Source organism: Exiguobacterium sp. s152 (assembly GCF_018618335.1).
In the GTDB taxonomy this organism is placed as follows: domain Bacteria; phylum Bacillota; class Bacilli; order Exiguobacteriales; family Exiguobacteriaceae; genus Exiguobacterium; species Exiguobacterium chiriqhucha.
In genome coordinates this window covers 326,602-341,028 of sequence record NZ_JACSLX010000002.1, presented here as the reverse complement: position 1 = coordinate 341,028, position 14,427 = coordinate 326,602, and the positions used below count along the sequence as shown (strand labels likewise).

12 protein-coding genes and 1 other annotated feature are annotated in these 14,427 nt (G+C 53.9%); of the genes, 11 read left to right on the top strand and 1 reads right to left on the bottom strand.

The window, feature by feature from the left end; all coding sequences use genetic code 11:
• Positions 1–40: 40 nt before the first annotated feature.
• From lon to KNP72_RS05705, 11 genes are all read left to right on the top strand, one after another.
• Positions 41–2,341, top strand: coding sequence for an endopeptidase La (lon, locus tag KNP72_RS05755; protein ID WP_214832462.1), 2,301 nt, complete (start codon positions 41–43; stop codon positions 2,339–2,341).
• 3 nt (positions 2,342–2,344) lie between these two features.
• Complete coding sequence (gene yihA, locus KNP72_RS05750) at positions 2,345–2,941, top strand: ribosome biogenesis GTP-binding protein YihA/YsxC (protein WP_214832461.1); 597 nt, start codon at positions 2,345–2,347, stop codon at positions 2,939–2,941.
• A 113-nt stretch (positions 2,942–3,054) separates the two neighbouring features.
• On the top strand, positions 3,055–4,230 hold the full coding sequence (locus KNP72_RS05745) for an AI-2E family transporter (RefSeq protein WP_214832460.1): 1,176 nt from the start codon (positions 3,055–3,057) through the stop codon (positions 4,228–4,230).
• A 184-nt stretch (positions 4,231–4,414) separates the two neighbouring features.
• Entirely contained in the window at positions 4,415–5,758 is a 1,344-nt protein-coding gene (gene hemA / locus KNP72_RS05740; protein ID WP_021066849.1) for a glutamyl-tRNA reductase, read from the top strand.
• Positions 5,759–5,818: 60 nt separating this feature from the next.
• Positions 5,819–6,736, top strand: coding sequence for a hydroxymethylbilane synthase (hemC, locus tag KNP72_RS05735; protein WP_214832459.1), 918 nt, complete (start codon positions 5,819–5,821; stop codon positions 6,734–6,736).
• Positions 6,729–7,394: a uroporphyrinogen-III synthase gene (locus KNP72_RS05730; RefSeq protein ID WP_214832457.1), complete on the top strand. Its 666-nt coding sequence runs from the start codon at positions 6,729–6,731 to the stop codon at positions 7,392–7,394. Before hemC ends, KNP72_RS05730 begins: the two co-directional genes overlap by 8 nt.
• Positions 7,391–8,371 (top strand): porphobilinogen synthase, encoded by a 981-nt coding sequence (gene hemB / locus KNP72_RS05725; RefSeq protein ID WP_214832455.1) that lies wholly within the window; start codon positions 7,391–7,393, stop codon positions 8,369–8,371. Before KNP72_RS05730 ends, hemB begins: the two co-directional genes overlap by 4 nt.
• Complete coding sequence (gene hemL, locus KNP72_RS05720; protein ID WP_214832454.1) at positions 8,368–9,672, top strand: glutamate-1-semialdehyde 2,1-aminomutase; 1,305 nt, start codon at positions 8,368–8,370, stop codon at positions 9,670–9,672. Before hemB ends, hemL begins: the two co-directional genes overlap by 4 nt.
• Positions 9,673–9,719: 47 nt before the next feature.
• Positions 9,720–9,939 (top strand) — a binding site (T-box leader).
• 55 nt (positions 9,940–9,994) lie between these two features.
• Positions 9,995–12,646, top strand: coding sequence for a valine--tRNA ligase (locus tag KNP72_RS05715; protein WP_214832452.1), 2,652 nt, complete (start codon positions 9,995–9,997; stop codon positions 12,644–12,646).
• A gap of 76 nt (positions 12,647–12,722) precedes the next feature.
• Positions 12,723–13,514: a hypothetical protein gene (locus KNP72_RS05710; protein WP_214832451.1), complete on the top strand. Its 792-nt coding sequence runs from the start codon at positions 12,723–12,725 to the stop codon at positions 13,512–13,514.
• A 119-nt stretch (positions 13,515–13,633) separates the two neighbouring features.
• Positions 13,634–13,888, top strand: a complete 255-nt coding sequence (locus KNP72_RS05705) for a hypothetical protein (protein ID WP_214832450.1) — start codon at positions 13,634–13,636, stop codon at positions 13,886–13,888.
• Between the two features lie 200 nt (positions 13,889–14,088).
• Here KNP72_RS05705 and KNP72_RS05700 read toward each other — a convergent pair whose 3' ends face one another.
• A complete protein-coding gene (locus tag KNP72_RS05700) occupies positions 14,089–14,289 on the bottom strand; it encodes a hypothetical protein (protein ID WP_214710484.1) in 201 nt (66 codons plus the stop codon).
• Positions 14,290–14,427 lie beyond the last annotated feature (138 nt).

Sequence of the window (14,427 nt, the reverse complement as noted above, 5' to 3'; positions counted from 1 at the left end):
ACATCCGAGTTTTGGGCCTTTTTGCACAGGAGGCGTTGTAATGGAACAATTACCAATCCTTCCTTTGCGTGGAGTCGTGGTGTATCCGCTCATCGGAGTGACAATCGACGTGGGGCGTCCGCTCTCCCTACGAGCACTCCTTGCCGCAAAGGAACACGAGACAGATTTGATTGTTGTGACACAAAAAGAGACGGGGAAAGAATCACCCGAACCGGAAGACTTGTACGCGATCGGGACACGCGTCCATATCGCCAAGATGAGCGAGCTGTCGAACGAGACGGTCCGCGTCCGCTTGGTCGGGAAAGAACGCGTCAAAATCAACTCCATCGAAGAAACGAAGGAAGGCTGGTTCGCAGACGTCGAGCCACTTGAACTCGTCGAAGGGGAAGAAGTCGAGCGGACGGCACTCGTGCGCTTATTGAAAGAACAGTTCGGAAAACTCGTCGGATCCATCAAAGGATTGTCACCGGACGAGCGTCGTCGTTTCGAGATGTATGAACGGCTCGAGTCGTTGACCGACTATATCGCGTCGAAGCTCGATGTCGACGTCGATATCCGCCAAGCGATGCTCGAAGAACCGGACGCCGTCAAACGCGGCTTAGAGCTGCTCGAGATTATGACGCACGAGGTCGAGATCATCGAGCTCGAGCAAGAGTTGCGCGAACGGACGAAGAAGACGATTGAACAGGCACAGAAAGAGTATTATTTGCGCGAACAGATGAAGACGATTCAGCAAGAGCTCGGTGACCAGTCGCAAGAGTCTGAACCGAACCGTCTCCGTGAGAAGCTCGAGGCGCTCGATTTGCCTGAGACGACACGGAAGAACGTCATGCGCGAAGCCGAGCGGTTGAACGTCGTCCCGGCGACGTCACCCGAGTATGCCGTCATCCGTAACTATCTCGACTGGATTGCCTCACTCCCGTGGGGCATTGAGACAGAAGATAAACTCGACGTCAAACATGCGGCCGATGTGTTAGATGACGACCATTACGGGCTCGAGTCGGTGAAAGACCGGATCCTCGAGTACTTGGCCGTCCGTCAATTGACGAATTCGCTCCGTGGGCCGATTCTTTGTCTCGCCGGACCTCCAGGGGTCGGGAAGACGTCTCTCGCCCGCTCGATTGCGTCGGCGCTCGAACGTCACTTCGTCCGTGTCTCGCTCGGTGGGGTACGTGACGAGGCTGAGATTCGGGGGCACCGTCGTACGTATATCGGGGCGATGCCAGGCCGCATCATCCGTGGCTTGAAGCAGGCCGAGAGCAAAAACCCGGTGTTCTTGCTCGACGAGATCGATAAGATGGCGTCCGATTTCCGGGGCGACCCAGCGTCGGCGATGCTCGAAGTGCTCGACCCGGAACAGAACGTCTCGTTCTCGGATCACTATATCGAGGAACCGTTCGACTTATCAAACGTGCTCTTCATCGCGACGGCGAACGACGTCTCGCAAATTCCGGCACCGCTCCTTGACCGGATGGAACTCATCCAAATCGGTGGCTACACGGAACTCGAGAAAGTCGAGATCGCTAAGCGTCACTTGATACCGAAACAGTATAAAGAGCACGGCTTGAAGAAGAGCCAGCTCACGATTAAAGAGGACGCACTTTACGAAGTCGTTCGCCGTTACACGCGTGAGGCCGGTGTCCGGAACTTGGAACGGGTCATCGGTTCGCTTTGCCGGAAAGCGGCGAAGCAAATCGCCATCGGCGAGAAGAAACGCGTCACCGTCTCATTGAAGAGCCTCGGCGACTACCTAGGGAAACCGAAGTACCGCTACGGCAAAGGGGAGACGGAAGACTCGATCGGTGCTGTCACCGGACTCGCCTACACTGCGTTCGGGGGCGACACGCTCACGATTGAAGTCGCGCTCGCACCTGGTAAAGGCAAGCTCCAGTTGACGGGGAAACTCGGTGACGTCATGCAAGAGTCGGCGCAGACCGCGTATAGCTACGTCCGTTCAAACGCGGAACGGTTCGGGATTGACCCGACGTTCTACGAGCGCCAAGACGTGCATATCCACGTGCCGGAAGGTGCCGTCCCGAAAGACGGTCCGTCGGCGGGGATTACGATCGCGACGGCGCTCATCTCGGCGTTGACTGGGAAGAAAGTCCGCCGTGACATCGGTATGACCGGGGAAATCACGCTCCGCGGCCGCGTCCTGCCGATCGGTGGATTGAAAGAGAAAGCGCTCGCCGCACACCGAGCCGGCTTGACGACCATCGTCATTCCGAAAGACAATGAGCGTGACATCGATGACATTCAAGACACCGTCCGTGAGAAACTGACGTTCGTCCCGGTCACGACGCTCGATCAAGTATTAGAAGTAGCATTTGGAGGAAATTAAATAATGAAAATCACTAAAGCAGAATTTGTCACGAGTGCCGTCGCACCGGAGCATTACCCGATTCATGAGTTGCCGGAAGTCGCACTCGCCGGACGTTCGAACGTCGGGAAGTCATCGTTCATCAACAAGACTTGTCAGCGCAAAGCACTTGCACGGACGTCTTCGAAGCCAGGGAAGACGCAGACGCTGAACTTCTTCAACATCAACGATGAAATTATGTTCGTCGACGTCCCGGGCTACGGCTACGCGAAAGTCTCAAAGACGGAGCGTGAGAAGTGGGGCGTCATGATGGAGCAGTATTTGACGTCACAGAGCGCGCTTCGCGGCGTCGTCTTGTTGGTCGATATCCGTCATGAGCCGACGGGTGATGACGTGACGATGTACAACTTCTTGAAGCATTACGAAATTCCGGTCATCGTCGTGGCAACGAAGCTCGATAAAATCAAGAAAGCGCAGCGTCAAAAACATGAGGCGGCCGTCAAACGTAAGCTTCAGTTTGAATCGACTGACCGATTCGTCGCGTTCTCGGCGGAGACGGCAGAGGGAAAAGACGAAGCGTGGAAAGCGATTTACGATTTATTGACACGTGAAGAAGATTGATCGAAGACGAGGGAACCCCTCGTCTTTTTTGTTTTCAGGGTTACGTGAGCGGGTAAGTATCGTATAATTGTCCTAATTACATAAGACAAGAGAATAGAGAACGAGGTGGAAAGATGCAAATCATGTTTCAGAACAAATGGTACCGCTTTTTATTTTGGACGCTGACGATTTTCTTGGTCATCTGGGTCGGGACGGAAATTTCTTTCGTATTCCAACCAGTCCAAGTCATTTTGGCGCTCGTCACGGTACCGCTCATCATTGCCGGACTTTTTTATTATTTCTTAGTCGGGATTGTCGATTTCTTAGAAAAACGGATGGAAGGCAAACGGCCGCTCGCCGTCGGGATTACGCTTGGGGGACTCGTGCTGATTTTTACGCTCGTCTTCAGCATTCTCGGCCCGGTGCTCGCGGAGCAGGTGACTTCACTCGTTAACGCGATGCCGAGCATTGCGAAGGAATTACAGGTACAGGCGTTCGCCGTCCGTGACTCGCTCATGCAAAATGAGTTTTTGTCACGCTTCATCGCCGAGAATGACGATATGTTCACCGACTTCACGAACAACGTGACGTCGTATCTCGGAGACGTCTTCGGGAATGTCGCGTCATCGGTCGGTCGTCTTGTCGGCTTCATCACGTCGGCCGTCATCACAATCGTCGTCATTCCGTTCATGCTTTTGTATATGTTACTTGACGGGAAACGTCTTCCGGACTCGATTGTGAAGTTGTTGCCGTCGAGCTATGAGCGTGAGACACGCAACATCTTACATGATATGCACACGACGGTTAAAAACTACGTCCATGCCCAGTTGATTGTGGCGTTCTTCGTCGGAATCACGTCGCTCATCGGATTATGGATTATCGGACTCGACTATGCCATCCTACTCGCGCTCTTCATGATGGTGACGAACATCATCCCGTACGTCGGACCGTTCCTCGGTGCGGCACCGGCCGTTGTCGTCGCTTTCATCCAAGATCCGATTAAAGTGCTTTGGGTCATCGTCGTCATCATCATCGTCCAACAGATCGAATCGAACGTCATCTCACCGCTCATCCAAGGTAAGTCGCTGAAGGTGCACCCATTGACAATCATCATCGTCTTGCTCGTCGCCGGGAACTTGGCTGGGATTATCGGAATGCTCATCGCGGTCCCATTCTATGCGGTGGCGAAAGTCGTCGTTCAAAATATCGTCCGCATCTATAAGCTGAGGGAACGGAAGCATTACCTCGAAGCGGAAGAAGAAAAGGTACAAGAAAGTACAATCATCACCGATCCATCCTCTCTAAAATGAGGAATCAAGTAGAAATGGTCTCTATGTCCGTTTCTACTTTTTTTCGTCACAAAAAGTTCTTATTTTATTTCAGGAAAATCAAACAGAAGATTATAGTTACCAGATAAGAACTGTTATAATGTACGGTAGAGATTGAAAAAGAAAAGACAACCGTCGGTGGATTTTGGATGAGGGGAAGAGATACATGCATATTGTCGTCGTTGGACTAAATAACAAGACAGCCCCTGTCGCGATTCGGGAGCAGTTCTCGTTTGGGGAGCAAGAAATCGTGGATGCGATGATTGCACTTCGCGAAGAGAAAAGCATATTTGAATCGGTTATTTTGTCGACTTGTAACCGAACAGAGCTATATGTCGTCACAGACCAGCTCCATACGGGTCGTTATTATACAAAACGGTTTTTAGCGAACTGGTTTGATTTAGAGATGGACCAATTCACCCCTTATTTATCGATTCGTGAAGGAGAAGAGGCGATTCGCCACTTGTTCCGCGTCACGTCTGGACTCGATTCGATGATCATTGGGGAAACACAGATTTTAGGACAAGTGAAATCGAGCTTCTTCCGCGCCCAAGAGAACGGGACGACGGGAACGGTATTCAACAAACTGTTCAAAGAAGCCGTGACGCTCGCCAAACGTGCCCATACTGACACGCAGATTGGGGAAATGTCGGTATCGGTCAGCGCGGCAGCAGTCACGCTCGCCCAAGAAATGTATTCGTCGCTCGATGACAAACAAGTCGTCGTCGTCGGCGCGGGGGAGACAGGCGAGTTGACGACGCTCAACTTGTTCGAGGCCGGTGCGAAACAGATTGCGGTCTTTAACCGGACCGAGAGCAAAGCGAAAGCGGTCGCCGACAAGTTCAAAGGCCGGGCCCACTCAATCCGTGAGATTGCTTGTGGCTTGCTTGACGCCGATATTTTAATCAGCTCGACCGGTGCGAAAGAAGCGGTCATCGCCTATGATGACGTCGCCGCAGCTCAATTGCTCCGCCGGGAACGTCCACTGTTATTAATCGACATTGCCGTGCCGCGAGATATCGATCCAGCGGTCCGGGCGCTTCCGGGCGTCCACTTGTTCGATGTGGATGACTTGAACGGCATCGTCAATAAAAACTTGGCGGCCCGTCTCATCGAAGCCGAAAAGATTGAAATCAAAATCGATGAGGCGATTCAAGAGTTCCAAACGTGGCTCATCACGCTCGGTGTCGTCCCGATCATGAATGAATTGCGCGCCCGTGCGCTCAACATTCAAGAAGAGACGATGGAAAGCCTCGAACGCAAGCTCGATCATCTGTCGGACCGCGATAAAAAAGTCATCGGTAAGCATATGAAGTCAATCATCAACCAGATGCTTCGTGAACCGATTGATTACATCAAAGACGCCGCCGCGCAACCGGATGCGAACACACGCATCAATCAGTTTGTGGAGACGTTCGGTCTGGATGTCGACGTCCCTGACGCCGAACCAGAAACGGAAGAAGCCGAAGCGATGTCAGCGAAAGCACCACTTCGCGCCTTGATGCGCTAATACAAAACAAAAAAAGGCGGCGGATCTCGTCGCCTTTTTCTATGAAGGGGATAACCGATCATGCGTAAAATTATCGTCGGCTCACGCCGCTCACAACTTGCGATGACACAGACGAAATGGGTCATCGACCAATTGAAGAAAGCCGGAGCTCAAAACGAGTTCGAAATCAAAGAGATTGTGACGAAAGGGGATCAAATCGTCGACGTGCAACTATCGAAAGTCGGCGGCAAAGGATTGTTCGTCAAAGAGATTCAGCAACAGATGCTCGCTGGTGACATCGATTTCGCCGTCCACAGCATGAAAGACGTGCCGGCCGAGTTGCCGGAAGAACTCTATATCAGCTGCATGCCGAAACGCGTCGACGCCCGTGACGTGCTCATCTGCGAGAACGGCTATACGCTCGAGACGCTCCCAGAAGGTGCCGTCATCGGGACGAGCTCACTGCGCCGTGGTGCTCAAATGCTCGCCACCCGCCCGGATTTCGACATTCAATGGATTCGCGGCAACATCGACACGCGCCTTAAAAAACTCGAGACAGAAAACTTCAACGCCATCTTGCTCGCCAAAGCCGGGCTCGAGCGCATGGGTTGGACGGACCGCGTCGACTTCGAAGCGCTTGACGCCGATATGATGGTCCCAGCCGTCGGACAAGGTGTGCTTGCCATCGAAAGCCGGAAGGACGACACTGAAGTGACGGCAATTCTACAATTGCTCCATGACGACGTGACGGCGAAAGCCGCAACGGCCGAGCGGACGTTCCTCAAGGCAATCGAAGGCAGCTGTCACGTACCGGTCGGCGGTTATGCGACGGTCGATGGCGACGACGTGACACTCACAGGCCTCATCGCCTCGGTCGACGGCAAAGAAGTGCTCCGTGTGACGAAGACGTCGTCAGACGCGGTCGCACTCGGGAAAGACGTAGCAGACGATTTGCTCGGACGCGGCGGGCGCGAAATTCTCGCCTCGGTCAATGTGTGACGTCTGGTACACAGGGACAAAACGACTGACCGCTTCGCAGCGAGCCCGGCTCACCGCGAGCGGTCTTTCCGTTCATCACGTCCCGCTCATCGAGACGAGATTGACGCACAATCAGATGCCGATCAGTCAATTCGATTGGCTCGTCGTGACGAGCCAGACAGCGGTGCCGGCACTCCGTGACGTCCCGCGTGACGTCAAAGTCGCGGCCGTCGGCGAGAAAACGAAACAAGCACTCGAGACCGTAGGATTCACCGTCGCGCTCATGCCGGAGACGTTTACAGGCGAGGCGCTGTTCCGTGACCTTGCGACTGTCGTAAAAGCAGACGAGGTCGTCTTGTTCGCCCGGGGCGACTTGGCGAACACGGCGCATATGGCAAAGCTCGAAAACGTCCACGACTGGGTCGTCTATGAGACAATCGGCCGTGAACTGACAGAGACGGAAGTCGAGGCGCTCGAAGGAATCGAGGCGCTCCTCGTCCTCAGCCCGTCCGCCGTCCATGCCCTCACGCCATACCTCGACCATTTCCACGGGACGTGGTACGCCATCGGTGAAGTGACCGAGCGCGCCGTCCGGGAAGTGTCGACGTTACCGGTCCGAGTGCCTGAGTGTTATACTATGGATGCATTAATACAGTGTATAGGGGAGGATTTTTCATGAACCAGTTTGACCGTCATCGTCGTCTTCGTTCATCGAAGTCAATGCGTGCACTCGTACGTGAAAACCATGTTCGGAAAGAAGATTTGATTTACCCACTCTTCATCATCGAAGGGACAGACATTAAACGCGAAGTCAGCTCGATGCCGGGCGTCTTCAACTTCTCGCTCGACCGTCTCGAGGACGAGATCAACGAGATCGTCGACCTCGGCATTCAATCGGTGCTCTTGTTCGGCGTGCCGGAACATAAAGACCCGGAAGGCAGCGAGGCGTACCATGACCACGGCATCGTCCAAGAGGCAATCCGCAAAGTAAAAGAATGGGCGCCACAGCTCACGGTCATCGCCGACACGTGCCTGTGCGAATACACGTCGACGGGCCACTGCGGCATCGTGAAGAACGGTGACGTCGATAACGACGCGTCACTACCGCTTCACGTGCAGACGGCGATCACACAAGCGCAAGCCGGCGCTGACATCATCGCGCCGAGCTCGATGATGGACGGCTTCGTCGCCGCCATCCGCGAAGGGCTCGACCAAAACGGATTCAACCATATCCCGATCATGAGTTACGGTGTCAAGTACGCATCGGCGTACTACGGACCGTTCCGTGACGCAGCGCAATCGGCACCTGGCGAAGGCGACCGCAAAGGCTATCAGATGGACCCGGCCAACCGCCGTGAAGCGTTCCGTGAATCACAATCGGACGTCGAGCAAGGCGCAGACTTCATGATCGTCAAACCGGCGCTCGCGTTCATGGATATCATCCGTGACATGCGCGACTCGCTCGATATGCCGATTGTGGCGTATAACGTGAGTGGGGAGTACGCCATGGTCAAAGCGGCCGCTTTGAACGACTGGGTCGATGAAGAGCGCATCGTCATGGAGACGATGGTCGGCTTCAAACGAGCCGGTGCGGACCTCATCGTTACGTATTTCGCAAAAGATGTCTGTCGCTATTTGGAAGGAGACTACGCATGACCTACAAACAAACACGCTCAGAAGCGGCGTTCGAACAAGCACGTCCGCTCATGCCGGGTGGGGTAAACAGCCCGGTCCGTGCCTATAAATCAGTCGGCATGACGCCAATCTTCGCTGAACGCGGTGAAGGTTCACGCATCTACGATATCGATGGCAACGAATATATCGATTACGTCCTCTCATGGGGACCACTCATCCTCGGCCACCGCGACCCTGTCGTCACGAAGGCGATTCAAGAGCAAGCTGAGAAAGGCTGGACGTTCGGGACACCGACCGAGCTCGAAACGAAAATGGCCGAGCTCGTCATCGAGCGCGTCCCATCGATCGAGATGGTGCGCATGGTCAACTCGGGTACGGAAGCGACGATGGCGGCACTCCGCCTCGCACGCGGTTACACGGGCAAGACGAAAATCTTGAAGTTCGAAGGCTGCTACCACGGTCATGGCGACTCGCTCCTCATCAAGGCCGGTTCGGGCGTCGCGACGCTCGGTCTCCCGGACTCGCCGGGCGTACCGAAAGATTTGGCGAGCCAGACGCTCACGGTGCCATATAACGATTTGGATGCTCTCCGCATCGCCTTCGAGAAGTTCGGCGACGATATCGCTGGTGTCATCGTCGAACCGGCGGCCGGTAACATGGGCTTCGTGCCACCGCAACCTGGCTTCCTCGAAGGACTCCGCGAGATCACGGAACAGTACGGCTCGCTCCTCATCTTTGACGAGGTCATGACCGGATTCCGGGTCGGCTATAACTGTGCCCAAGGCTACTTCGGCGTGACGCCGGACTTGACGTGCCTCGGGAAAGTCATCGGCGGCGGCCTTCCGGTCGGTGCCTATGGCGGGAAACGCGAGATTATGGAACAAATCGCGCCACAAGGACCGATTTACCAGGCAGGGACGCTCTCAGGGAACCCACTCGCGATGATCGCCGGCTACACGACGTTGTCGCAACTCAAGCCTGAGCACTATGCCGAGTTCGAACGCAAAGCGGACCGTCTCGCCGAAGGCTATACGAAAGCAGCCGAGAAGTATAACATCCCGCACGACACGAACCGGGCCGGCTCGATGTTCGGATTCTTCTTCACGAACGAGAAAGTGACGAACTTCGAGAAGGCGAAGACGGCGAACCTCGACCTGTTCCGCGCCTACTATCAGAAGATGGCGGCGCGCGGCGTGTTCTTGCCACCGTCACAGTTCGAAGGATTGTTCCTCTCGACCGTTCACACGGACGAAGATATCGACTTGACGCTCGCAGCGGTCGAGGCGACGTTCAAAGAGCTGCAACAAGAGTTTTCATTGTAATCTTGACGGAAACAGCTTCTGTCGCTACAATTGTTTAACAGATACGAACAAAAGCTACGATGAGGAATAGTACGCAATCAACATCCATTTTCAGAGACGCGGCCGCTTGGTGCGAGGCCGCGAAGGATGGTGCGGAAGTCGCCTCGGAGCTGACCTTTTGAACGAAGTAGGAAGGTCCGGTCCATCGACCGTTATTCGATTTTGAGGGCGCCACAAGTGGCGAACTAAGGTGGTACCGCGGAAGATACGGCTTCTTTCGTCCTTAGCGTTAAGGACGAGAGTAGCCGTTTTTTTGTCCACATTATTAGAGGAGGTTGGGCATATGGCCAACGAGACAAACGAAATCACCATGCCGACGAAGTACGATCCAAGTGCGACGGAAGCGAAATGGTATGACTACTGGTTAGAGAACGACGTATTCAAAGCAGACGAGGACGATTCAAAACAGCCGTACACGATCGTCATCCCGCCACCGAACGTAACGGGGAAACTTCACCTCGGACACGCATGGGACACGACGCTCCAAGATTTGCTGACGCGCCTCAAGCGCATGCAAGGCTATGACGTCCTCTGGCTCCCAGGGATGGACCACGCCGGGATCGCGACGCAAGCGAAAGTCGAACAGAAGCTCCGTGAGGACGGCATCATGCGCTATGACCTCGGACGCGAGAAGTTCCTCGAGAAGACGTGGGAATGGAAAGACGAGTACGCCGATACGATCCGTGCCCAATGGTCAAAACTTGGCCTCGGTCTCGACTACTCACGTGAGCGCTTCACGCTCGACGAAGGACTCTCGAAAGCGGTCCAGGAAGTGTTCGTCCGCCTCTATGAGAAAGGCTTGATTTACCGCGGCGAATATATCGTCAACTGGGACCCGGCGCAAAAGACGGCCGTTTCGGATATCGAGGTCATCTATCAAGAAGTCGAAGGCGCATTCTACCACATGAAGTATCCGCTTGCGGACGGCTCAGGCCACATCGAGATCGCGACGACGCGTCCGGAGACGATGCTCGGCGATACGGCCGTTGCCGTCAACCCGAAAGATGAGCGTTACGCGCACCTCGTCGGCAAGACGATCATGCTTCCGGTTATGAACCGCGAGATTCCGATCGTCGCTGACGACTACGTCGACATGGAGTTCGGTACAGGTTGCGTCAAGATCACACCGGCGCACGACCCGAACGACTTTGAGATCGGGAACCGCCACGAACTCCCGCGCATCCTCGTCATGGACGAAGGCGGCAAGATGAACGAGAACGCCGGCAAGTACGAAGGGCTCGACCGCTTTGAATGCCGCAAACAACTCGTCAAAGATTTGGAAGCAGACGGCACGCTCGTCAAAATCGAGCCGCACACGCATTCGGTCGGCCACTCGGAACGTTCAGGCGCGGTCATCGAGCCGTATCTTTCGAAACAGTGGTTCGTCGACATGGAGCCGCTCGCGAAAGCTGCGCTCGAAGCACAAGGACATGATGATACGAAAGTCAACTTCATCCCAGAGCGGTTCGAAGGCACATACCTTCGCTGGATGGAGAACATCCGTGATTGGTGTATCAGCCGTCAACTCTGGTGGGGCCACCGCATCCCGGCGTGGTACCATAACGAGACAGGTGAGATTTATGTAGGCAAAGAAGCACCGGCGGACAGTGAGAACTGGCACCAAGACGAAGACGTGCTCGACACATGGTTCTCGTCAGCGCTCTGGCCGTTCTCGACGATGGGCTGGCCGGATACGGACTCAGCAGACTTCAAACGTTACTTCCCGACGAGCGCGCTCGTCACGGGTTACGACATCATCTTCTTCTGGGTATCACGCATGATTTTCCAATCGCTCGAGTTCACTGGGAAGCAGCCGTTCAACGACGTGCTCATCCACGGTCTCATCCGCGACTCGGAAGGCCGCAAGATGTCGAAGTCGCTCGGTAACGGCGTCGACCCGATGGAAGTCATCGACCAATACGGTGCGGACTCACTCCGCTGGTTCCTCCTCACGGGATCGACACCAGGGAACGACCTTCGTTTCTACTGGGAGAAAATCGAATCGACATGGAACTTCGCGAACAAAATTTGGAACGCGAGCCGTTTCGCCCTTATGAACATGGAAGGCATGAAGTATGAGGACATCGATTTGTCAGGTGAGAAGACGCTCGCTGACAAGTGGATTCTCACTCGCTTGAACGACACAATCGACCAAGTGACACGTCTCGTCGACAAGTATGAGTTTGGCGAAGCCGGCCGTTACTTGTACAACTTCATTTGGGAAGAGTTCTGTAACTGGTACATCGAGATGGCGAAACTCACGCTCTATGGTGAGGACGAGGCGGCGAAAGCGACGACACGTTCAGTGCTCGCGTACACGCTCGACTCGATCATGCGTCTCATGCACCCGTTCATGCCGTTCCTCACAGAGGAAATCTGGCAGCACTTGCCGCACGAAGGTGACTCAATCGTCCGTGCGAGCTACCCGACACGTCGCGACGAGCTCCACTTCGCGGACTCGGTACCAGCGTTTGAAGCGGTCATGAACGTCATCCGTTCGGTCCGTAACATCCGTTCGGAAGTGAACGCCCCGATGTCGAAACCGATTCAGCTCTTCATCTCGACGTCGGATGAGGCGACTCAAGATTACTTGAGCGCGAACGAAGCAACAATTGGCAAGTTCACGAACGCGACTGAGCTCGAAATCGGACGTGGCTTGACGGCTCCTGATAAGTCGATGTCGGCCATCATGACGGGTGCGGAACTGTTCATCCCGCTCGCCGACCTCATCAACTTTGAAGAAGAAATCGCCCGTCTTGAGAAAGAAGTGGCGAAGTACGAGAAGGAAGTCGAGCGCGTTCAGAAGAAACTCGGCAACCCAGGCTTCACTGGCAAGGCCCCGGCTCACGTCATCGACGAAGAGAAGGCGAAAGAAAAAGACTACCTCGATAAACGTGACGCGGTTCGCGCCCGTTTGGAAGAGTTGCGTAAGTAAGACATCAACCTTCTTTGGAGACCTGTTCTCCGAAGAAGGTTTTTTTGTCGTTTGGTGGAATTTAGGAGAGGAGACGATGCAAAGGTGGAGTGACATGAGACGAATCGGCATGATTTTAGGTTTGGCTGTGATGGGATTGGGTGGGTATGTGGCGGAACGAGCTGAACCGATCGAACCGACGGAATTAGGAGTGACAATTAATGAAAGTGCAGAAGAGACGTCTTCCAAGGATATTCCCGTAATGACGGACAAAGAAGAGTTCGGCTCGATGATTGAGGACGTGCCGAAAGGGACCGTTCGACTAGTCGATGCGGTCACGTCCCAATACACGCTTCAATATACAGATGGCACGTCCGAGCGACCATCGAAAGACGGTGTGATTTATGAAACCGTCATTGATGACCTCGGACTCATCGCCATTAAGTTACCAAACCGCGACGATTCGTTCGGCGTATTCAACTATTCACGGGACGAGGAGTGGGGGTTGCACGGGATTCAAAACTTTACGATTCCCGAGGCGGCCGAAAAAGTCCGCCACGGGCTGGACTTACCTGAAGAAGAGCTGTTTGTCGACAACTTCGAGATGAGTCAGCTCGAGCGGCCGGTGGAGATGTGGACTTTGTATGATGAGACGCAATGCATCACGATTTTAGTGACCGATGCGTTTAGTGTGGCCGATGGAGAATTGATTGAACAGCGCGACGTTTCGAACGAGCGGTATCGCTTGAATCAGCCGGAAGGGAACGGTTTGTATTATGTGGACCAAGGCAAGCTCATTGTCGTGACCGGGAATGTGTCGGAAGACGTGTTGCTCGATCTCTCGGACTCGCTGCCGGAGACGTGGTCGGCTGATTTTCCGATGAAGTAAGCAATCATTCAGGAGGAGGGAATATTATGTCGTACACTCACGAATTCGGTGTATTGGATTCAACAAATCGTCAATCATCATATGATACGTATACACCTGAACGTTTTGACTGTGTCTCGGTGGATGGAGAGTGGGTGGATGGGTTTATCGAGGAGCTGAACGAGATGCGCACGTATTTCCACTCCTATGACCGTCCTGGATTCGGATTAGACGAATGCGGGATCACGCTCATTCCACATGAGTCACTGGCACTGTTCTATCAAGTTGTCAAACAGGTAATGTACACGCATGAATCAGACGAACTGCATCGACTCATCTCGAAAATCGCTCAAGCCCAAGTCGAACAGAAGGACATGATTCATTTCGGACTATAAGTCTATATGAAAGAACAACCCCGAGCATCGTTATCGATGTTCGGGGTTGTGTTTGCGTCCGATATAAATGATGCCAAATACAGTGGTGGCAATCAAAACATGCAAGAAGAGCGGTTGAGGATGGCCAATGGGGAATAGATGAGTGGCATAGACGACATAAAGGATGCTTCCGAATCCTAGTAAGATGGAATAAAGAACCTTTATACGTCCTCTTCCTCTGGTTCTATCCAAAACGGGAGGCGACCGGTTGTCACGAAATAAGATGACGTGAGCAAGGCGCCGATTGCGAGTCCGGTTACTTGCGGCTGAATCGGCTGACCCGTCAACGATAAATAAAAACTGTAGACGAGATAGGACGTGGACACGACGATAATCGTCATGAGCAAGACAGTCATCTTCATTTCGATTCGTCCCAATCAAAATTATTCAAATATCTCATGAAAGTCGAAAACGAAACAGCTAAGAAAAAGGCGGGCATGAGCCATGCCCAGCCGTCTATGAAAGGTCCTTGCAATAGCTCGATTGACATCAAGCAGGCA